General features: G+C 67.8%; 24 protein-coding genes and 1 pseudogene. 23 read left to right on the plus strand and 2 right to left on the minus strand.

Annotated elements, in window-relative coordinates; all coding sequences use genetic code 11:
- The 22 genes from RTM68_RS10025 to RTM68_RS10130 all read left to right on the plus strand — a co-directional run.
- A partial coding sequence (locus tag RTM68_RS10025; RefSeq protein ID WP_312170501.1) for a hypothetical protein occupies positions 1–318 on the plus strand: 318 nt, incomplete at its 5' end.
- A gap of 14 nt (positions 319–332) precedes the next feature.
- On the plus strand, positions 333–833 hold the full coding sequence (locus RTM68_RS10030; protein WP_312170503.1) for a flagellar hook capping FlgD N-terminal domain-containing protein: 501 nt from the start codon (positions 333–335) through the stop codon (positions 831–833).
- 30 nt (positions 834–863) lie between these two features.
- Positions 864–2,030, plus strand: coding sequence for a flagellar hook protein FlgE (locus RTM68_RS10035; RefSeq protein ID WP_312170504.1), 1,167 nt, complete (start codon positions 864–866; stop codon positions 2,028–2,030).
- A gap of 127 nt (positions 2,031–2,157) precedes the next feature.
- Complete coding sequence (locus RTM68_RS10040; RefSeq protein ID WP_312170506.1) at positions 2,158–2,373, plus strand: flagellar FlbD family protein; 216 nt, start codon at positions 2,158–2,160, stop codon at positions 2,371–2,373.
- 2 nt (positions 2,374–2,375) lie between these two features.
- Positions 2,376–3,167 carry a MotA/TolQ/ExbB proton channel family protein gene (locus tag RTM68_RS10045; protein ID WP_312170507.1) on the plus strand — a complete coding sequence of 264 codons (792 nt, stop codon included), beginning with the start codon at positions 2,376–2,378 and terminating at the stop codon, positions 3,165–3,167.
- A gap of 2 nt (positions 3,168–3,169) precedes the next feature.
- Positions 3,170–3,976 carry a flagellar motor protein MotB gene (locus tag RTM68_RS10050; protein WP_312170508.1) on the plus strand — a complete coding sequence of 269 codons (807 nt, stop codon included), beginning with the start codon at positions 3,170–3,172 and terminating at the stop codon, positions 3,974–3,976.
- Between the two features lie 33 nt (positions 3,977–4,009).
- Entirely contained in the window at positions 4,010–4,903 is an 894-nt protein-coding gene (locus RTM68_RS10055) for a flagellar motor switch protein FliM (RefSeq protein ID WP_312170509.1), read from the plus strand.
- Positions 4,903–5,559 (plus strand): FliM/FliN family flagellar motor switch protein, encoded by a 657-nt coding sequence (locus RTM68_RS10060; RefSeq protein WP_312170510.1) that lies wholly within the window; start codon positions 4,903–4,905, stop codon positions 5,557–5,559. Before RTM68_RS10055 ends, RTM68_RS10060 begins: the two co-directional genes overlap by 1 nt.
- A gap of 2 nt (positions 5,560–5,561) precedes the next feature.
- Positions 5,562–5,987: a flagellar biosynthetic protein FliO gene (locus RTM68_RS10065; protein ID WP_312170512.1), complete on the plus strand. Its 426-nt coding sequence runs from the start codon at positions 5,562–5,564 to the stop codon at positions 5,985–5,987.
- Positions 5,988–6,102: 115 nt separating this feature from the next.
- Entirely contained in the window at positions 6,103–6,954 is an 852-nt protein-coding gene (gene fliP / locus RTM68_RS10070; RefSeq protein ID WP_396654222.1) for a flagellar type III secretion system pore protein FliP, read from the plus strand.
- Positions 6,951–7,226, plus strand: coding sequence for a flagellar biosynthesis protein FliQ (gene fliQ / locus RTM68_RS10075; protein WP_194765534.1), 276 nt, complete (start codon positions 6,951–6,953; stop codon positions 7,224–7,226). Before fliP ends, fliQ begins: the two co-directional genes overlap by 4 nt.
- Positions 7,226–7,987: a flagellar biosynthetic protein FliR gene (locus RTM68_RS10080; RefSeq protein ID WP_194765533.1), complete on the plus strand. Its 762-nt coding sequence runs from the start codon at positions 7,226–7,228 to the stop codon at positions 7,985–7,987. The genes fliQ and RTM68_RS10080 overlap by 1 nt, the downstream gene beginning before the upstream one ends.
- Complete coding sequence (locus RTM68_RS10085) at positions 7,984–9,087, plus strand: EscU/YscU/HrcU family type III secretion system export apparatus switch protein (protein ID WP_312170515.1); 1,104 nt, start codon at positions 7,984–7,986, stop codon at positions 9,085–9,087. Before RTM68_RS10080 ends, RTM68_RS10085 begins: the two co-directional genes overlap by 4 nt.
- A gap of 73 nt (positions 9,088–9,160) precedes the next feature.
- The gene (locus RTM68_RS10090; RefSeq protein ID WP_312170517.1) at positions 9,161–11,227 is read left to right on the plus strand and encodes a flagellar biosynthesis protein FlhA; all 2,067 of its coding nucleotides are present in this window, start codon (positions 9,161–9,163) and stop codon (positions 11,225–11,227) included.
- Positions 11,228–11,319: 92 nt separating this feature from the next.
- Positions 11,320–11,568 carry a carbon storage regulator CsrA gene (gene csrA / locus RTM68_RS10095; protein ID WP_312170518.1) on the plus strand — a complete coding sequence of 83 codons (249 nt, stop codon included), beginning with the start codon at positions 11,320–11,322 and terminating at the stop codon, positions 11,566–11,568.
- A gap of 142 nt (positions 11,569–11,710) precedes the next feature.
- Positions 11,711–12,193 (plus strand): flagellar protein FlgN, encoded by a 483-nt coding sequence (locus tag RTM68_RS10100; protein WP_194765529.1) that lies wholly within the window; start codon positions 11,711–11,713, stop codon positions 12,191–12,193.
- Between the two features lie 7 nt (positions 12,194–12,200).
- The gene (gene flgK, locus RTM68_RS10105; RefSeq protein ID WP_312170520.1) at positions 12,201–13,607 is read left to right on the plus strand and encodes a flagellar hook-associated protein FlgK; all 1,407 of its coding nucleotides are present in this window, start codon (positions 12,201–12,203) and stop codon (positions 13,605–13,607) included.
- Between the two features lie 14 nt (positions 13,608–13,621).
- Positions 13,622–14,509: a flagellar hook-associated protein FlgL gene (gene flgL / locus RTM68_RS10110; RefSeq protein WP_312170522.1), complete on the plus strand. Its 888-nt coding sequence runs from the start codon at positions 13,622–13,624 to the stop codon at positions 14,507–14,509.
- The gene (locus RTM68_RS10115) at positions 14,506–14,922 is read left to right on the plus strand and encodes a flagellar assembly protein FliW (RefSeq protein WP_312170524.1); all 417 of its coding nucleotides are present in this window, start codon (positions 14,506–14,508) and stop codon (positions 14,920–14,922) included. The genes flgL and RTM68_RS10115 overlap by 4 nt, the downstream gene beginning before the upstream one ends.
- Positions 14,923–15,039: 117 nt before the next feature.
- A complete protein-coding gene (locus RTM68_RS10120) occupies positions 15,040–15,504 on the plus strand; it encodes a hypothetical protein (RefSeq protein ID WP_312170526.1) in 465 nt (154 codons plus the stop codon).
- 214 nt (positions 15,505–15,718) lie between these two features.
- Positions 15,719–16,033, plus strand: a complete 315-nt coding sequence (locus RTM68_RS10125; RefSeq protein WP_312170528.1) for an HU family DNA-binding protein — start codon at positions 15,719–15,721, stop codon at positions 16,031–16,033.
- A gap of 171 nt (positions 16,034–16,204) precedes the next feature.
- On the plus strand, positions 16,205–17,029 hold the full coding sequence (locus RTM68_RS10130) for a sigma-70 family RNA polymerase sigma factor (protein WP_312170529.1): 825 nt from the start codon (positions 16,205–16,207) through the stop codon (positions 17,027–17,029).
- A gap of 12 nt (positions 17,030–17,041) precedes the next feature.
- Here the strand turns inward: RTM68_RS10130 and RTM68_RS10135 are convergent, their stop codons facing one another.
- Positions 17,042–18,130 carry an AAA family ATPase gene (locus RTM68_RS10135; RefSeq protein ID WP_312170530.1) on the minus strand — a complete coding sequence of 363 codons (1,089 nt, stop codon included), beginning with the start codon at positions 18,128–18,130 and terminating at the stop codon, positions 17,042–17,044.
- A 162-nt stretch (positions 18,131–18,292) separates the two neighbouring features.
- Between RTM68_RS10135 and RTM68_RS10140 the strand changes: the two genes are divergently transcribed.
- Positions 18,293–18,661: a hypothetical protein gene (locus RTM68_RS10140; protein ID WP_312170532.1), complete on the plus strand. Its 369-nt coding sequence runs from the start codon at positions 18,293–18,295 to the stop codon at positions 18,659–18,661.
- A 22-nt stretch (positions 18,662–18,683) separates the two neighbouring features.
- Here RTM68_RS10140 and RTM68_RS10145 read toward each other — a convergent pair.
- Positions 18,684–18,997: pseudogene (locus tag RTM68_RS10145) on the minus strand (hypothetical protein); the annotation flags it as partial.

The following is an 18,997-nucleotide window of genomic DNA, read 5'->3' on the forward strand; positions in this document are numbered from 1 at the left end:
GAGCTGATCGGCGGCACGGATGCCGGGCGCGACGCTCTGCGGTCGATCGTCGCCGATCTGCGGCGTGACCTCGCCGCGGTGGCCCCGCACGCCACTCTCTCGGTGAGCACCGCGTCCTCCGCAGACGCGAGCGCCGGGCGTGGCGGTCAGCCGGGTGCCGATGGTGCGTCGAGCGACCAGGGATCCTCCCGCGACGGAGCCCCCGAACAGGGCGGACGGCGATCCGCCAACGACCACGGCGACGACCTCGCCCACATCATCCGCATCTCCACCAGCACCCGCGCCGGCGTCGGCGAGGGCCTCGACATCTTCGCCTGAGAGGACCCCTTTCCATGACCGTCGACGCCGTGAGCGCACCCACGTCGATCCACACCACCGGATCGACCGACCCCGCTGCCCGCAAGCAGACCCTCGACGGGGAGGTGTTCCTGAAGCTCCTCGTCACTCAGCTCACCCACCAGGATCCGTCGAATCCGATGGACACCAACGAGATGATCTCGCAGACCACCCAGCTCGCCATGATGGAGCAGCTCACCACCCTCACGGAGAACGGCACCGAGGCGTTCGCGCTGAACATGCGCCAGGCCGCGACGGCCCTCATCGGCCAGGAGGCGAGCTACAAGGACGCGGACGGCAAGACCGTGACCGGCATCGTGACCAAGGTGTCGTTCGACGGGCCCGTGCCTCAAGTGACGATCGGCGACACGAGCGTGTCCCTCGACGCGATCACCGGCATCGCCACGGTGAGCACCACACCGCAGACCCCCGCGGCACCGCAGACCCCCGCAGATCCCCAGACCCCCGCCACGCCGGACACCCCCGCCGCGGCCTGACCTCGCATATCCACAGGAAGAGAGACACACATGCTTCGCTCGCTCTACTCCGGCATCTCCGGACTCCGTTCCCACCAGACCATGCTCGACGTCACCGGCAACAACATCGCCAACGTCAACACCGCCGGATTCAAGGGCTCGTCGGTGCTGTTCCAGGACTCGCTCTCGCAGCTCATCGGCAACCCGGGCATCCCCGACGACGAGGTCGGCGGTCGCAACCCCGCGCAGGTCGGCCTCGGTGTGCAGGTCGCCGGCGTGCGTACCAACTTCGCGCAGGGCTCTGCGCAGGCGACGGGCCGCGGTGGCGACCTCATGATCTCGGGCGACGGATTCTTCGCGGTCCGCTCGGGCGGCGAGACGCTGTACACGCGCGCCGGCGGATTCTCCTTCGACCCGACCGGCAAGATGGTCACGGCCGACGGCGCAGTGGTGCAGGGCTGGTCGGCGCAGGACGGTGTGGTCAACACCGGTCAGGCCGTCGGCAACATCGTGCTTCCTCTCGATGTCGTCTCGCCCGCGCGCCAGACCACGTCTGCGACGGTCACGGGAAACCTCCCGTCGACCGCGGCGGTCGGTGACGAGCTGGTGCGTGACGTCACGGTCTTCGACGCACAGGGAACCCCGTCGACGCTGAGCCTGACCTTCACGAAGACCGCCACCGGCTGGGACGTCGAGGAGCCGACGAGCGGTGCCACCGGTGCCCTCAGCTTCACGGACGGTGCGCAGGCCGCCCCGGGGCTCACCCTCGCGGTCGGCGGAGTGAGCGTCGATCTCACGGCGGTCACCGGCTACGCGACCCTCTCGACCGTCGCCGTCACCGATCAGGACGGCGCGGCGGCCGGCACCCTCAAGTCCTACAGCATCACCGGCGACGGCTCGATCGTGGGCACGTTCAGCAACGGCGCCACGCAGACGCTGGGCAAGATCGCGATGGCGACCTTCGCGAACCCCGAGGGACTGGAGAAGGCCGGTGGAAGCGCCTATCGCGCCTCGGTCAACTCCGGTGCCGTGCGCATGGGCGAGGCCGGTCAGGCCGGTTTCGGCGATCTGGTCTCCGGCGCGCTCGAGATGAGCAACGTCGACCTCTCGCAGGAGTTCACGAACCTGATCGTCGCCCAGCGCGGGTTCCAGGCCAACGCGCGCATCATCACCACGAGCGACGAGGTGCTCCAGGAGCTCACGCAGCTCAAGCGCTGATCCGACACCGCATATCGAGGGGCTCCCGCAGAGGGCGGGGGCCTCTCGTGCTGTCGGTTACCGGTGCCCCTTCCCGTCGCGATAGTCGGGCGGACTCGCCCTTCCCCCCACGCTCGGAGACGATCCGATGATCACCGTCACCCGCCTCGACCGCACGCGGTTCGCGGTCAACCCCGACCTGATCGAACGTATCCAGGCATCGCCCGACACGACGCTGCACATGATCGACGGTCATGTGTACGTCGTCGCGGAGGAACTGGACGCGGTCGTCGACCTCATCGTCGCGTATCGCGCCCGTGTGCTGCACGTCGCCCAGGCGATGACCTCGAAGACGGGGGAGTGACGATGGATCCCGCATTCATCATCGGCGTCATCCTCGCGTTCGGCGCGCTGGTCGCCATGATCACGATGGAGGGAGCGAGCTTCCAGGCGCTGCTCATTCCGGCTCCCATGATCCTGGTCCTGGGGTCGACCATCGGCGTCGGCATCGCGAGCCACACGATGCGAGACACGATCATCGCGGTCAAGAGCCTCGGACGTATGGTGCGGGGGCCGAAGGCGACGCCGGAGGCCGTGATCCCCTTCCTCGTCGGATACGCCGAGAAGGCTCGCGGCGAGGGTCTGCTGTCACTCGAGCAGGAGCTCGACTCCGCCCCCGACGCGTTCACCCGACAGGCCTTGCAGGCACTCGCCGACGGTACGGACGCCGAGGATCTGCGCATGACGATGGATGACGAGATCACGGCGACGTCGTCACGCAACCGCGTCGCGTCGAAGTTCTTCGCGTCATTGGGTGGGTACGCCCCGACGATCGGCATCGTCGGCACGGTCGTCTCGCTCACGCACGTCCTCGAGAAGCTCGATGAGCCCGACCACCTCGGTCCGATGATCGCCGCCGCCTTCGTCGCCACGCTGTGGGGTCTGTTGTCTGCCAACTTCATCTGGAACCCGATCGCGGGGCGGCTGGGCCGCATCGGCGCGGTCGAGCTGGAGCGCATGACCCTCGTCGCGGAAGGGATGCTCGCGATCCAGGCCGGCAGCGCGCCGCACCTGCTGCAGGAGCGGCTCGAGGCCCTGTCGACCGTGGCGCCCAAGGCGGCGAAGAAGAAGGTGCAGTCCGTGGAGGACTCGCCGTGAGCATGAGCCGCCGGTCGCGCGGTCGGGGCCACGACGACGAGGGGCATGACGAGCCTGACGAGCGCTGGGCCGTGTCCTACGCCGACATGGTCACGGTGCTCATGTGTCTGTTCATCGTGCTTTTCGCCGTCTCGAACGTCGACAAGACCAAGTTCGAGCTCCTCGCCAACAGCCTGGCCACCGGCTTCGGTCAGGAGGCCACCGAGGGCGGTGCCGACACCGCCGAGGGCATGATCATCCCGCCGGAGCTGCAGGATGAGGACGGAGTGGTCGACCTCACGGCCCGTGCCGAGGTCGAGTACGAGTCGCTCGAGGATCTGAAGGAGCGCATGCACTCGGCGCTCCAGGTGCAGGGACTGCAGGATGCCGTCGAGTTCGTGATCGACGATCGCGGGCTGAACGTCGGACTGATCGGAGCCGAGACCTTCTTCTCCGACAACAGCACCGCACTCACGGGCAAGGCGGATGCCGTGCTCGATGCGATCGGCGACGTGCTGGTCACGGTCGGCAACCAGGTGAGCGTCGAGGGCCACGCCGACCATCGTGTCTCGGCCGACCCGTTCCCGACGAACTGGGAGCTGTCCGGCGGGCGGGCCACCCAGGTCGCGCGGTTCCTGGTCGAGCACGAGGGTGTCGGCGGCCCCCGGGTGAAGGCGACCGCCTTCTCGGACACGCGCCCCCTCGTCGCGGGCGACAGCCCGGAGGCGCTGGCCGGAAACAGACGAGTCGACATCGTCGTCGAGTCGACCGAGGAAGAGCAGGTGCGAGCGCTGATCCCGGCGATCGCAGCTGCGGCAGAGGGGAGCTGACGCCACGTGAGCCTGTCAGTCGAGGAGACGCCCATGACCGCATCCGTCCTGACGTACGAGGGCAGCGTGCCCCACGCCGAGTACGACTTCAGCCGTCCCGCTCAGCTGGGGCGCGAGAGCACACGTCATCTCGAAGCAGCCTTCGAGTCGTTCGCGCGGCTGTGGTCATCGCAGCTGACCGCGAAGATCCGGGTGCGCGCGCACCTGGCTCTCGAGAGCGTCGACCTCGTGTCCTATGAGGAGTACGCCGAGACGCTGCCGAGCACGACCGCGATGGTCACAGGAACGTTCGACGGGCGCGATGAGCCCTGCGTCGTGCAGTTCGGACTCGACAGCGCACTGCTGTGGGTCGTGCAGATGATGGGCGGTCGGACAGCGGCGCCGCCGGACGCGCGCACGTTCACCCCGATCGAACTCGCGCTCGTGCGCAACCTCATGGAGGGCACATTCGAGCACCTCCACGCGAGCCTCGGCGCCCTCCTGCCGGACGAACCGCGATACGCCGCCGTGCACTACAACCCGCAGTACATGCAGGTGATATCCGCGGCCGCGGCCGTGATCGTCGCCCGGTACACGATGCGGCTCGGCGATGCGGAGAGCACGGCCACGGTCATGCTTCCGGCATCGACGGTCGTCGATCGACTCGCGGCGACGGGCTCGGACTCCGGCGCCGCGCACACTCCGCGTCAGACGCTCGACCAGGTGCGGAGCACGCCGCTCGAGCTCGCACTCCGCCTGGCACCGCTGACGATCGGTGCCGGCGAGGTGCTCGACCTCGCGCCGGGAGACCTGCTGCGGCTTCCGCACGCCGAGACCGCCCCGTTCGAGCTCGTCGCCGGGAGTACGACGATCGCGCGTGCGACTCCGGGAAGCCGCGGCTCGCGGCTCACCTGCAAGATCACGACCATCCCCGAGGAGACCCACTGATGAGCACCTTCCACGAGACAGCCGTCGCCGCGGCGATTGCCGGCAAGCTGCCGTTCGGCTTCCCCGTCATCCCCGCACCGTCGACCGACCCCGGCGCTGCAGGCGACGCGGTCGCGGTCACCTTCGCGGGGACTCCCGGCGCACGGATCGCGATCCAGATCGCCGACCCGTCGCAGCTCGACGACGGCTCTCCCTCCGCGAAGATCGCGGATCGGCTGCATCCGATCTTCGAGGCCGCGGCAGCCGTGCTCGGCGCCGGAGCACTCGGGGCCGCGGAGTCGGTCGACGCCGCGGAGACCTTCGCCGAGCCCGGCACCCAGGTGTTCGACCTGGTCGATGCCGAGGGCGTCGTCGTCGCTCGCACGTCGGTGCGGATCGACGGCGGGCAGACCGGTGCCGGTCAGGGCCCGCAGCGTCTCAGCCGGATCGCGGGTGTGGAGATGGAGCTGGTCGTCGAGATCGGGCGCACACGGATGCCGGTGCGCGATGTGCTGGCGCTCGAGCCGGGCCGTGTGGTCGAGCTGGATCGTGCCGCGGGGTCGCCCGCGGACATCAAGCTCAACGGTCGCCTCATCGGGTACGGCACCGTCGTGGTCGCCGAGGGCGACTTCGCGATCCGCGTCGAGCGCATCCTCGACGGCGCCGAGACGGTCTGACAGTGGACGATCTGCTCGTCGCGCTGCGCGCGGTCGTCGCCCTCGCGGCGGTGCTCGGGCTGCTGCTGTTCCTCAGCCGCCGCCTGCAGAAGAGCCAGAACGCCGGGGGCAACCCACTCGCGGGGCTGATGCCGAAGAAGCTCGCGCGGCTGACCGAGCTGCGGCCCCCCAAGACGGCGAGCGGTGCGAAGCCGCGGGCCGAGAAGATCACGGTCGTGGCGCGGTCGGGCATCGGCGGCAAGGCGCAGCTCGTGGTCGCCGAGTTCGGCGGCATCCGCTACGTCCTGGGCGTGACCGAGCACGGCATCAACGTGGTCGACACGCAGGAGGCGCCGCTCGTCGAGGACGACGAGGTCGACGAGACGGCGGGCGTGGCGGATGAGCTCCCGAACGACATCGTCGATCGTGCGCTGCGCTCGGTCGCCTGACGCGACACCGGCGCGGTTACGCCTGAGCATCCTGTCGCGATAGTCGACTGCGAGCACGGATCGCTCGACACCCCGGCTACGGATCGGCCACGTCACCCATCTTCGGAGTGCCGCCGTGCCCCCATCCGCGTCTCCCACCACGTCGCCCGCGCGCGCGTGGCGTCTGACGCGACGTGCCGGTCTGCTGGTCGTGGTCGGGGCGGCGGTGGCTGCGCTCATCGTGCTGTGGAGCGCATCCGGAGCGCACGCGGCCGGGACGATGCTGCCGACCGAGACCGTCGACGACGGCGGCGGCAGCGGCGGGGGGACGATCAACGGCATCAACGGCACGCCGTCTGACAGCATCATGACCCTGCTGGGCATCACGGTGCTCAGCGTCGCTCCCGCGCTCCTGCTGATGATGTCGAGCTTCACCAAGATCTTCGTGGTGCTCGCGCTCACCCGCAACGCGCTCTCGCTGCCGTCGATCCCCCCGAACCAGGTCCTCGCCGGCCTCAGCCTGTTCCTGACGCTGTTCATCATGTGGCCCGTGCTGACCGACATCAATGCCGTCGCCGTGAGCCCCTTCACCGCGGGGCAGATCGATTTCGGTCGCGCCTTCGAGCTCGCCCAGGAGCCGCTGCGCCAGTGGATGCTCTCGTACACGCGCGAAGAGGACATCGCGCTCATGTATCGGGCCGCCCAGCTCGACAACCCGACGGATCCCTCGAGCATCCCGCTGCAGACGCTCGTCCCCGCGTTCATGATCAGCGAGCTGCGCGCCGCATTCCTGATCGGGTTCATCATCTTCGTGCCGTTCCTCGTGATCGACCTCGTCGTCGCCAGCGCGCTGATGTCGATGGGAATGATGATGCTCCCGCCGGTCATGATCTCGCTGCCGTTCAAGATCCTGTTGTTCCTCCTCGTCGACGGCTGGGGCATGGTGATCACGGCTCTCGTGCAGTCGTACAGCGGGGGTGGCGGATGACTCCCGAAGCGGTCATCGACATCGGCACGGCTGCGCTGATCGTCGGCGCCAAACTGTGCGCCCCCCTGCTGATCACGGCACTCGTCGTCGGCTTCGCGATCTCCCTGCTGCAGTCGATCACCCAGGTGCAGGAGATGACGATCTCGTTCGTGCCGAAGCTCATCGCCGTCGGCATCGCGCTGCTCGTGAGCGGGCAGTGGATGATCGCCGAGATCATCGCCTTCACGAACGAGATGTTCGCGCGCATCCCGTCGCTGTTGAACGGCGGCTGATGAACATCCCGATCGACTTCCTCTGGCTCGAAGCGACGTCGCTCGCCTGCGTGCGCATCACAGCCTTCCTGGTGATCGCTCCGCCGTTCAGTCATGGCACGATCCCGATGCGCATCCGCGCGATGCTCGGAGTGGGGCTCGCTCTCGCCGTCTCTCCGGTCGTCTCCGCGGGCTACGAGCGGCTCGACACCGGCGGCTTCCTGTTCGCTCTCGTGGGCCAGGCCCTGACCGGATTGCTGCTGGGCTTTCTGGTCATGATCCTGTTCAGCGCGATCCAGGGGGCGGGCCACCTCATCGACACTTTCGGGGGCTTCCAGCTCGCGCAGGCGTTCGACCCGGGAATGGCGATCAACGGCGCCCAGTTCACGCGACTGTTCCAGATGACCGCGATCGTCCTGCTGTTCGCGTCGGACGGATATCAGCTGGTGCTCGCGGGGCTCTTCCGATCGTTCGATGCCGTACCGGTGACGGGGATGATCGATCTCGCCGAGCCGGCTCACGCGCTCGTCGGCGCGGCGGGGCAGATGATGCTCAGCGCCGTGCAGATCGCGGGACCGCTGCTGATCGTGCTGTTCCTCGCCGACGTCGGGCTCGGACTCGTCTCCCGCGTGGCTCCGGCGCTCAACGCCTTCGCGATGGGATTCCCGATCAAGATCGGTCTCACTCTGCTCCTGGTCGGCTTCGTCTACGCCGCACTGCCCGCTGTCGTCGCCGTGATCGCCGACACCGCCGCCACTCTGCTCGTGGAGGTGACCCGATGAGCGACGGAGGAAGCGGAGAACGCACCGAGAAGGCCACCGAACGTCGGCTGAAGGAGGCGATCAAGAAGGGGCAGATCGGCCGCAGTCAGGACTTCACCGCGTGGGTGTGCATCGGTGCGGCCGCCGTGATGATCGTTCCGACGATCGCCTCGAGCACGCAGGTGCTGACCGAGCTCTTCCTCGGGGTGACGCAGGTCGCGGATCATCCGACCGACGCGGCCGCGCTCGACGTGCTCGGCGCCGCGTTCGGATCGCTGGGCGGCATCCTGCTGCCGATGCTGATCGTGGTGCTGCTCGCCACCACCGCCACTGCCGTGGCGCAGGGCGGCATCCATCTGCGCGGAGTGACCATGCGCACCGAGCAGTTCAACCTCGCCACCGGCCTCATGAGGGTGTTCGGCAAGCAGGCGCTCTGGGAGGGCGCGAAGGCGCTTCTCAAGACCGTCGCGATCGGCGTGGCGCTGTGGATCGTGGTGTCCGGACTCGTGCCGGTGCTGATGGCCAGCGGCAGCCACAACATCACCTGGCTTCTCGAGCAGGCGGCCGGGGGAGCGGCGGCGCTGCTGCAGGTCGCGGTCGTCGTCGGCATCATCCTGGCGGCACTGGACGTCGCCGTGGTCATGCGACGCAATCGCAAGCACACGCACATGACGAAGAACGAGGCGAAGGACGAGCACAAGAAGACCGAGGGTGATCCCCTCGTGCGCTCGCAGCGGCGTTCGCGTCAGATCGCCATGAGTCGGAACCGCATGATCGCGGCCGTCGGTGACAGCGATGTCGTCCTCGTGAATCCGACGCACGTGGCGGTGGCGCTGCGGTACGAGCCCGGCAAGTCGGCGCCCCGTGTGGTGGCCAAGGGGGCGGGGATCGTGGCGCAGAAGATCAGGGAGAAGGCCGAGGAGGCAGGCGTGCCGATGATCCGCGACGTGCCGCTCGCACGCGCCCTGCACGCGGCGTGCGACATCGGGCGGGAGATCCCCGAGGAGCTCTTCACGGCTGTGGCGCAGGTGCTCGCCTTCATCGAGCATCTCAAGCGACGGGGATCGGCCCGCGGCACGCACACGATGCCGTTCGCCAGCACACGGGAGCGCGGGCTGTGAGCGGGCCCAGACAGATGCCACGGACACAAGGGGCACGAGACGATGAGAACCGGAACGCGAAGGTGAGGACCGCATGATCGGTCAACTGCTGTCCAAGGGAGCCGTGCCCGTCGGGGTCGTCGGCATCATCCTGCTGCTCATCGTGCCGATCCCGACGCCGCTGCTCGACGTGCTCATCGTGCTCAACATCTCCTTCGCGCTGCTCATCCTGCTCACGGCGATGTTCGTGAAGAAGCCGCTGGACTTCTCGGTGTTCCCGAGCCTGCTGCTGGTCGCGACGCTGTTCCGGCTCGGGTTGAACGTCGCCTCCACCAGGCTCGTGCTCAGCGAGGCGCACGCCGGACAGGTGATCCAGGCCTTCGGGCAGATCACCATCAGCGGATCACTGGTGATCGGTGCGGTGATCTTCCTGATCCTCACCGTGATCCAGTTCGTCGTCGTGACGAAGGGTGCCGAGCGCGTCGCCGAAGTGGGCGCGCGCTTCACCCTCGACGCGATGCCGGGTAAGCAGATGGCGATCGACGCCGACCTGAATGCCGGTCTCATCACGGATACCGAGGCCAGGCAGCGCCGCGCCGAGGTCGCCGCCGAGGCAGACTTCTACGGCGCCATGGACGGCGCGTCGAAGTTCGTCAAGGGCGATGCGATCGCCGGCATCGTCATCGTCGTCATCAACTTCGTCGGCGGCATCATCATCGGCATGCTGCAGCACGGCATGGAGGTCGGTGAGGCCTTCGAGACCTACAGCATCCTGACGATCGGCGATGGGCTCGTCACGCAGATCCCCGCGCTGCTCATGGCCGTCTCCACGGGCATGATCGTGACTCGCGAGAATGCCGAGTCCGAGATGGGGCAGGCGGCGGGGCGCCAGCTGATGCAGTCGCGCAACGCGCTGGTGATCACCGGCCTCGCGGCGATCGCGATGGGATTCATCCCGGGGATGCCGTTGCTCGTCTTCCTCGCGATCGGAGCGGTGCTGCTCTTCGCCGCATCCCGCGTCAAGGCGAACGAGGTCCGCGAGGCGGAACTCGAGGTCGAGGCGCTGCAGAAGGAGGCGAGCGACTCCGCAGCCGAGGGGCCCGAAGAGCTCATGGACCGCATGCGCGTCCATGCCCTCGAGATCTCCCTGTCGCCGGACATCGTCGACCTCGCATCCGGGGGAGCGGGCGACCTGCTCACACGGGTGAAGTCGCTGCGACGCAAGCTCGCGCTCGACATCGGCATCCTGATGCCTCCCGTGCGCACACGCGACAACATCGACCTTCCGGCCCAGACCTACGCGATCCTGATCGCAGGGGTCGAGGTCGGCCGAGGGGCGGTGCCGCGGGGGCACGTCCTGGCGCTCGGCACCGGTCTCGAGCAGCTTCCCGGCGCTGCGGTCGTCGACCCCGTGTTCGGTCTCGAGGGCAAGTGGGTGCCGGCCGAGATGTCGCACGCCGCCGACATGGCAGGCGCCACGGTGATCGATCGGGTCAGCGTCATCATCACGCACCTGTCCGACGTCGTGCAGGGCCAGGCAGACCGGCTGCTGTCGCTCGAAGACGTGCGCCAGCTGACCGAGCATCTCAAGCAGTCGAGTCCCACGACGGTGGAGGAGCTCACCCCGGCGGTGCTGTCGCTCGCGGCGATCCAGCGCGTCCTCGCCGGACTCCTGGCCGAACGGGTGCCGATCAACGATCTGGCCCGCATCTACGAGGCGCTGGCCCTGCGCGGCAAGACCTCGACCGAGACCCCGGCTCTCATCGACGCCGCCCGGGCGGCACTCGGGCCCGCGATCGCGGCGCGATTCGCAGAGGAGGGGCGCATCAGGGTCGTCATGTTCGATCCCACCCTCGAACAGCAGATGCTCGAGGGCATGCGGGTGATCGACGGGCAGGCGCAGATCGTGCTCACGCCCGAGTCGACGATGCAGGTGATCGACAGTGTGCGCCGCACGGTGACGGAGCTCGATCAGCTCGGCCCGGAGCCCGTGCTCGTCTGCGCTCCGTCTCTGCGTCAGGCCGTCCGCCGGCTCGTGGCGCCGCAGGTCAGCGGTCTGCCGGTGCTCTCATACGACGAGGCTGCGGCCGGTGGCATGGCGACCGACGTCGTCGGGGTGGTCCGCATGACGCGCTCCGCGCTGCCGAGCGCCTCGATCTGACGTGCATGATCCACTCATTTACGAGTGGAATACAGTATGTTTGCTCGAGTACGGTGCGCACCCGCACAAGCCATGGAAGGCGGACGACGAGCATGCTGGTACTGACGAGGCGCGCGAACGAGAGCATCGTGATCGGTGATGACATCACGGTGACGATCCTGGCGGTCACGCCCGGCGGGGTTCGGATCGGGATCGACGCTCCGCGGGAGACGCGGATCCACCGTGCCGAGATCGTGGTCGCCGTGAGCGATGCGAACCAGGCCGCGGTGGAGTCCTCTGCTGACGACTCGGCGGAGAGGGCGCTGCTGGGCGCGCTGGGGCGGGTGCGTCAGACCCCCTGAATCGTTCACGCACATCTGCCGGAGTGCTGCCGGTGGCACCGTGACGTCGCCACGCGAGTTACTGCCGGGCGTGTTGTCGCGATAGTCGTCGACATGACGGGCTACCCCGTCAGGGAAACCGCGACTGACGAGGTGACGAACCGTGGCTGCTCACGACCTGAGCATGCAGCTGATGCGCGAGCGCGAGATGCTCGAGCTGCTGCTCTTCAAGCTGGACGAACAGCAGATGCTGCTCGCGACCGGACGAAACCGGTGGATCCGTCACGCGGCGAACGAGATCGAGCGGGTGATCGCGGCCATGCCCACGGTCGCGCTCTCGCGGGATGCGCTGGTCGTCTCGGTGGCCGACGAGTGGGGAGTGCCCGAAGCCACCTCACTCCGCGAGCTGATCGATGCCGCGCCGACCGACGCATGGCGCGAGGTGCTCAGCGGACACCTCGACACGATGGTCGCGCTGGCGGATGAGATCCAGCAGATGAAGCAGATCAACGAGCAGCGGCTGCGCACGGCGATCCGTGTGACGCAGGAGACCATCGCCGGCCTGGGAGCCCCGACCGGCGAGTACGACCCCACGGGGGGTGTCGTCCGCGATGCGGACGCGCGGCTCCTCGACACTCGGATGTGAGGTGACCATGTCTTCTTTCGCAGGACTCCGACTCGCCGAATCCGCTCTCAGCGCCGCTCGTGCGGGCATGACCGTCACCGGCCAGAACATCGCCAACCAGACGACCTCCGGCTACACGCGCCAGCGAGTCGCTCAGACCCCCGTCTCCGCGCCGGGACTCTCGGGGGTGTGGAAGACGGGATTCGGCGCCGGTGCGGGCGTGGCCGTCACAGGAGTCGCCCGTCTCGGCGACAACGTCCTCGACGCTCGCGTGCGAGACGCCCTGTCGACGTCGGGGTTCTGGTCCGCCCGCGCGAGTGCCGCCAGCCAGGCCGAGAACACGATGGCCGAACCCACGAAAGACGGTCTCGCCGCGAATCTCAATCGCTTCTGGTCAGGATGGTCCGACCTCGCGAACACGCCGGACTCCGCGGCGGCCCAGGTGGTGCTCACCGATGCCTCGGTTCTGATCGGTCAGATCGCCGCGGGGTATCAGGCGATCGCCGGGCAGTGGACGGATCTGCGCGGCCAGGTCGATCGTGACGTCGCCGACGTCAATGCGGCAGCAGGACAGGTCGCCGCGCTCAACGGCAAGATCCGCGACGCTCTGAACGCCGGACGCAACGCCAACGAGCTCATCGACCAGCGCAACGTCCTGGCCCAGAAGATCTCGACGACGGTCGGGGCGACCGGTGTCGTCGAGGCGGACGGGACACTGACCTTGCGTGTGGACGGCAACGCCCTCGTGTCGGGCGACTCGAGCCGCGCGCTGGTGACGAGTGGTCCGCGTGAGATCGAGGATGCGGGGCGCATCGTGGTCGCCTGGGCGGATCGCCCCGGTGTCGCGGTGCCCATGACCGGTGGGGTGATCGGCGGCACGATCAGCGCTCTGGCCCCGGCAGCCGACGGCGGCTCCCTCGCCGCGGTCGCGGCGGCCTACAACCAGACGGCCACCAGCCTCGCCACTGCTGTGAACGACCTGCACCGTGGCGGAGTCACCTCGTCGGGCGCGCCAGGGGGCGACTTCTTCGCGCTCGACGCCACGGGCCCGGCGGCTCTCGGACTCCGTGTCGTCCCGACCGGACTCGACGACCTCGCACTCGCGGCTCCGGGGGCCGGAGCCAAGGACACCACGATCGCGGATCGCATCAGCGCCCTGGGTACGTCGGCGACAGGCCCGAGCAAGACCTGGACGAGCTTCGTCACCGGCTTCGCGGTCACCGTCGCCGGTGATCTGCAGCGTGCCGACGTGGCCGACATGGGCGCGGTCGCCGCCGTCACCGCACAGCAGTCGAACGCATCGGTCGACGGCGACGAGGAGACGGTCAACCTGCTGACGTATCAGACCGCGTATCAGGCAGCGGCACGTGTGCTCACCGCGATGGATGAAGCACTCGACCTGCTGATCAACCGCACAGGCCTCGTCGGCCGCTGACCCCGGGAGAGACCATGATCGGTCGCATCACGAGCACCACCATGACCCAGCAGTCGCTGCGGACGCTCCAGACCAACCTCGCCGACCGCGAGCGGCTTCAGAACCAGGCGGCGTCGCAGCGGGCGTTCCGTTCACCGAGCGAAGACCCGGCGGCCGCAGCGACGGCCATCGGCGTGCACGGAGATCAGTCCCGTGTCGCGCAGTTCGCGCGCAATCTCAGCGATGGCATGGCCTGGGTCACCACAGTCGACACGGCGCTCGGCGCCAGCTCGGATCTTCTCAACCGGGCCCGCGATCTCGTCGCGCAGGGCGCGAACTCGGGTGCTCTGAGTCCGACCGCCCGCGACTCCATCGCGCAGGAACTCGAGACCATCAGCAAGGAGTTGCTCTCGCAGGCGAACACGACGCTGCTCGGCCGCAACATCTTCGCCGGAACCAGTGATGCGAGCGCTACGTTCGATCCGACGACCTTCGCGTTCAACGGCGCACCCGGCGAGGGGGTGCAGCGCCGGATCAGCGACAACGAGACGGTGCGCGTCGACTATGACGGAGCTCAGGCCTTCGGGCAGGGAGCGAACAGCGCCTTCGCGCTGTTGAACGACATCGCGGCCGAGTTGCGCGGCGGCGCGAACATCGGCGGGCGGCTCAACGACATCGACGCGCGTCTCGAAGCAGTCGTCTCGGCCCGCGGCGCCACGGGGGCTCGCCAGGTGCAGCTCGAGCGCGCGACGGCTCAGAATCTGTCGACGTCCATCGATCTCGAGGCACGACGCACCGAGGTCGAGAACGTCGACTCCCTCGAGGTGCTCGTGCACCTGCAGTCCGCCGAGCTCGTCTTCCAGTCCGCTCTGCAGGTGACGGCACGGTCGCTGCAGACCAACCTCATGGAGTTCCTGCGATGACCGCCACCGACGCATCGACACCCGCTCAGATGATCGAGGCCGCACCCCGCGATGTCGAGTTCGTCTCTCCGATGCCGGGCCTGAGTCCGTACACGACGTTCCGCCTCGAGCCGATCGGCGGGGCGGAGGGGCTCTACGCGTTGCGGGCGACCGACGCCGATGTGCGGCTCTTCCTTCTCGACGCACGCACGGCGGACGTCGACTACGACCCGGTCTTCTCCGCAGGAGTCCGTGACGAGATCGGTGCTGTCGAGCCGCTCGACATCCGCGTGTTCGTCGTGGCAAATCCTTCGGACGGCGGGGTCTTCGTCAACCTCCGGGCTCCCCTCATCGTCCATGCCGAGACGGGGGTCGCGGCGCAGGTGATCCTCGACGATCCGTCGTACCCGTTCCGCGCGCTTCTCGGCGCCTGATCCGGCGCGAGTCCGACACCACGGCGGCCGCGCTGACGCGGAGTCGCCACGAAGGCACAGGAGAACGAAGTGGTAGATCTTCGATCCAGGATCCACGGCGCAGGCGCGACGAGGGGAGTGAACATCGTCGTCATGGCCTACGACGACCGTGTCGTGACCGATGGCGGTGTCGTCACTCACTTCCTCGACGGGCGGGTGCACCCGGGAGATCGACGAGCGCCGGGGGAGACCGATCTCGCGCTCGTTCCCGAGGCATCGGATGGTCGCCCCGCGCACTGCGCCCCCTACTCGGACGATCAGCTCGCAGCGATCGAGAGCGTCGCGGGTGACAACGTCAGCGACCTGATCGATGTCGACGGCATCGTCGTCGGCCGCGCCTACGGCATCCGCGCCGATCTGCTGATCGAGGCCGGAGCGGTGGTGGTCAACACGAAGACCCTGCGGAGGAGTGACCTGTCCGTCCGTCGTGACGCGCACGGCCGGGACATCCGCGATCAGATCGAGAGCTCGGTCAGACTCGCCAGGAGAGCGCAGGCGTCGATACGCGCCGCCGCACTGGAGGAACCCGCGCTGGCGCAGTAGCGCGAAGGAACGAAGAACTTCGAAGATCAGGGGATATCGAAGTTCACTGCGTATATCAAGCAAGAGGGGCTACCCTCGAAGAGCACAGGCTGGGGTACTGGCACATCCCGGGGTCGTCGACGGAGATTTCGATGTCGTCGCGCCGCGGGCGCCGCTGGTAGGGGTACAGCGCAAGACGCTCGGTGACGAGCGGAACCATTGGGACGGTAAGCAGATGAGCACATCAAAGACGCTCGAGGCCAACCGCGTGAGCAAGCGTGAGTTCGTGCAGCGATTCGCACGACGGGGTGGGATCTCGGTTCATGCCGCACAGACCGCGTACAACGCCATGATCGACGAACTGCTCGACCTGGTCAGCCAGGGAAACACGGTGACACTCACCAACTTCGGGAAGTTCTATCCGCAGACGCACAAGGGGCATCGCGTGCAGTTCGCGAAGACCGAGGACTCGGCAGAGGTCACCGACTACACGGTGCTCAAGTTCTCCGCCACGCGTGAGGTTAACCGTCGTGTGAAGGTGAACGACTGATCATCGTTATCTGAACGTAAACGAGAATCCCCGGTGGTTTTGGCCATCGGGGATCTTTCGTGCCTGTGGCGGCTCTAGCATGGAGAGGAACGGACGTCTGGCCGCTGGGGTGTGGCCGCACTGTGAGTCGCTGGGGAGGGCTTGCGCTGACAGTGGAAAGGGCGGTGTGCAATGCCCCTGCGTGCACGCAACCAGCTCGTCGTCGACCACCTGCACATCGTGGGGGTGGCGACTGCTCATGTGGCATCCCGGCTGACACATGTGTCCCGCGACGACCTGGCCTCGGCGGGTTCCCTCGCGCTGATCCGGGCGGCCGACACCTTCGACCCGAGCCTCGGTGTTCCGTTCGGCGCGTATGCGACGAGTCGGGTCAAATGGGCGCTCCGGGACGAGCTTCGCGCGATGGACTGGGCTCCGCGAGACGTGCGCAGTCGTGCGCGACAGACGACGAGAGTGCGCGAGACCCTCGGGGCATCACTCGGCCGAATCCCGAGCGCGTCGGAGATCGCCGCGACGATGGGCATCGAACCGACCGAGGTGCGGGAGAGCCTCGCGGACGCCGACCTCCTCACGATCACGAGCCTCGATGCGGGAGAGGCGGACCAGGTCGCCTGGCCGGGGTTCCTGCCGGATGAGCTCGTGATGTCCGCGGAGCGCGATGCCCTGCTGCATCGCGCCGTCCAGGCGCTGCCCGAACGACGGCGGTACATCGTCCGCGCGATCTACTTCGACGACCGCACGGTGGGCGAGATCGCCGCGGAGCTCGGAGTCTCGCATGCGGCGGTCTCGCAGCAGCGGGCCGAAGGGGTGCGGATGCTGCGCGATGCGCTCGACCGCCATTACGCCGACGACGGTCAGAGTGGCCCCGTCACCGCATCCGATTCGGCGCCCGCGTCCCGCTCCGCCGGGCCCACCCTCGACGCGTATCTCGAGCGGATCGCCGCCGGCGGGCGCAGCCTCACCCGAGCGCTCGTGCCACAGCCGCTCAGGCTCTGACGGTCGCTCCGTTCACAGCCCGAAGCCGTATGCCGTCTGCCCCACGAGGGCGAGACTGACCGACGTGGGATAGATCTCGGGTTCCTCGTCTTCGTCGTCGAGGATGTCGAGTCGAGTGATCGGCACGAAGATGCCGCCGTCGGGCTCGAAGATGAGGTCCTTCGGGGTGAAGGACACGAAGATCGAGCGGGTCGCGTTGCGCAGTTCGAAGGTGCGGCCGACATCCCCGCGTTCGAAGAGATTCATCTCGACCTCGTCGGACCAGACCTTGCCGTCGGGGAACCGCGCCTCGATGCGATAGGTGCTGGGCTCGATCGACTTGATGTTCAGATCCTCCACGACCTCCGCGAAGAGGGAATCCGGCTGCTCGAGCTCGAACGCGATCGCGCGCAGGTGGTCGTAGTTCAGCCGCGCTCGACGGGAGAAGAGGGCGACGTTCTCGATCTCGTCGGGGTGGGCGTTCGGCGCCTGGTCGACGAGGTACTGCCGGACCTCGTCCGGGCCGGGGTACTCGAAACGCATGTGGTAGTGGAAGCGACCGGGGCGGTTCACGAGGTAGGTGCTGACATCGGCCACGTCGTTCACGGTCAGGCAGTAGATGCGCTTCACGGCGGAGAGGCCGTCGAACAGCGACAGGAACTGGTTCTGGCGGTTCCCCCCATCGGTGCTGCCACGGCGTCCGGCCGGGAAGATCTTCTCGAACTCGTCGAACACGATGAGGCATTCGTCGAGGCTGTCGAGGAACTCCACGATGCCGTCGTGATCCTCCGACACCACGACCACTGGCAGCCGCTGCTCGCGCGCGGCCTCGGCGACCATTCGCAGGAACAGGGACTTTCCGATGCCTTTGTCGCCCGAGAGCATGACGCCGAGACTGCGCTCCGCGAGAGCATACGACCGGAAGATCTTCGCGACCTTGCGATCCCGACCGCCGTAGATGCGCTCGTCACCGACGGTGAGATCGTCGATCCTGATGAGACTGAATCCCTCTTTCGAGGAGAAATGGACCCGATACGTTCCGAGAGGGAACATCTGATGCGTGCGGACGGCATCGTCGTACACGCGAACGTGTCCACCCGTCTCGATGTAAGTGCTTGTCACAGGTCCTCCGCTGTCCCTATCCTCTCCCCACCATGACTATCGGCAGGATCCTGCGAACGGTAAGGGCGATCGCGAAGAAAGTTCGCCGCGTTCTCTGAACGGCCGTTCAGCAGTATCCTGGGCCGACGGCGGCGTGGGACCGCTCGAGTCGGGGGACTTGCCATGAGCGATCGCGTGCCTGCAGAGGCGGCGTCCGACGGCGCCATCGAGATGGTCGTCGAGGCGGCCCCGCAGGGGCTGCTCCGCTACACGCTCGACCCCGACAGCGTGCAGCGGGTCTGGATCGAGACGCTGGTCGCCCACGATGACTCGGTGATCGGTGCGGCGACCTCGCCCGAGCAGACCGCAGAGCTGCTGGTGCGCGGCAGCGTCGAGTGCATCGCGCGCGAGATCCCGAGTCTCGTCGTCGGCGGCCTCACGATGCATCCCGAGATGGGGCCTCATCGCAATGCGCAGATCGTCGCCGCGGGGCGCGCCACGTTCATCGCTTCCGAATGGGATGCTGTCCGGCGACGGACGCTGCCGATCTGAGCCTGGATGCCCCGGAGACCCGTCATCCCGGCGTCAGATACGCGTCGACGATCAGCGGGCCGCGGATCTCTCTGAGCCTGTCGATGATGCGCTCGATGCCCGGGGCCGACACCGACGACATCTGCAGGTCGAAGGGCCCGAGCATCTCCAGACGCCCGGTCCGGATGCGCACGATCTCCCACCCCGCCGAACGCAGGTGCCTGTCTTTGCGCAGATCGGACTCCTGGCGTCTGCCGACGTGCTCGAGCCCATGCCGCCCGACCGTGTCGTACTCGATCGCGACGCGCAGATCGGGCAGCACGAGGTCGGGCCAGACCTCGGTGTGCCGGAAGAACG

This window comes from Microbacterium sp. (genome assembly GCF_031988965.1).
Lineage (GTDB): Bacteria > Actinomycetota > Actinomycetes > Actinomycetales > Microbacteriaceae > Microbacterium.

Excerpts from the sequence above, each read along its gene's own strand:
- RTM68_RS10030 (WP_312170503.1), top strand. The coding sequence starts at position 333 with ATGACCGTCGACGCCGTGAGCGCACCCACGTCGATCCACACCACCGGA.
- RTM68_RS10035 (WP_312170504.1), top strand. The coding sequence starts at position 864 with ATGCTTCGCTCGCTCTACTCCGGCATCTCCGGACTCCGTTCCCACCAG.
- RTM68_RS10040 (WP_312170506.1), top strand. The coding sequence starts at position 2,158 with ATGATCACCGTCACCCGCCTCGACCGCACGCGGTTCGCGGTCAACCCC.
- RTM68_RS10045 (WP_312170507.1), top strand. The coding sequence starts at position 2,376 with ATGGATCCCGCATTCATCATCGGCGTCATCCTCGCGTTCGGCGCGCTG.
- RTM68_RS10050 (WP_312170508.1), top strand. The coding sequence starts at position 3,170 with ATGAGCCGCCGGTCGCGCGGTCGGGGCCACGACGACGAGGGGCATGAC.
- RTM68_RS10055 (WP_312170509.1), top strand. The coding sequence starts at position 4,010 with ATGACCGCATCCGTCCTGACGTACGAGGGCAGCGTGCCCCACGCCGAG.
- RTM68_RS10060 (WP_312170510.1), top strand. The coding sequence starts at position 4,903 with ATGAGCACCTTCCACGAGACAGCCGTCGCCGCGGCGATTGCCGGCAAG.
- fliQ (WP_194765534.1), top strand. The coding sequence starts at position 6,951 with ATGACTCCCGAAGCGGTCATCGACATCGGCACGGCTGCGCTGATCGTC.
- RTM68_RS10080 (WP_194765533.1), top strand. The coding sequence starts at position 7,226 with ATGAACATCCCGATCGACTTCCTCTGGCTCGAAGCGACGTCGCTCGCC.
- RTM68_RS10085 (WP_312170515.1), top strand. The coding sequence starts at position 7,984 with ATGAGCGACGGAGGAAGCGGAGAACGCACCGAGAAGGCCACCGAACGT.
- RTM68_RS10090 (WP_312170517.1), top strand. The coding sequence starts at position 9,161 with ATGATCGGTCAACTGCTGTCCAAGGGAGCCGTGCCCGTCGGGGTCGTC.
- csrA (WP_312170518.1), top strand. The coding sequence starts at position 11,320 with ATGCTGGTACTGACGAGGCGCGCGAACGAGAGCATCGTGATCGGTGAT.
- flgK (WP_312170520.1), top strand. The coding sequence starts at position 12,201 with ATGTCTTCTTTCGCAGGACTCCGACTCGCCGAATCCGCTCTCAGCGCC.
- flgL (WP_312170522.1), top strand. The coding sequence starts at position 13,622 with ATGATCGGTCGCATCACGAGCACCACCATGACCCAGCAGTCGCTGCGG.
- RTM68_RS10115 (WP_312170524.1), top strand. The coding sequence starts at position 14,506 with ATGACCGCCACCGACGCATCGACACCCGCTCAGATGATCGAGGCCGCA.
- RTM68_RS10125 (WP_312170528.1), top strand. The coding sequence starts at position 15,719 with ATGAGCACATCAAAGACGCTCGAGGCCAACCGCGTGAGCAAGCGTGAG.
- RTM68_RS10130 (WP_312170529.1), top strand. The coding sequence starts at position 16,205 with ATGCCCCTGCGTGCACGCAACCAGCTCGTCGTCGACCACCTGCACATC.
- RTM68_RS10140 (WP_312170532.1), top strand. The coding sequence starts at position 18,293 with ATGAGCGATCGCGTGCCTGCAGAGGCGGCGTCCGACGGCGCCATCGAG.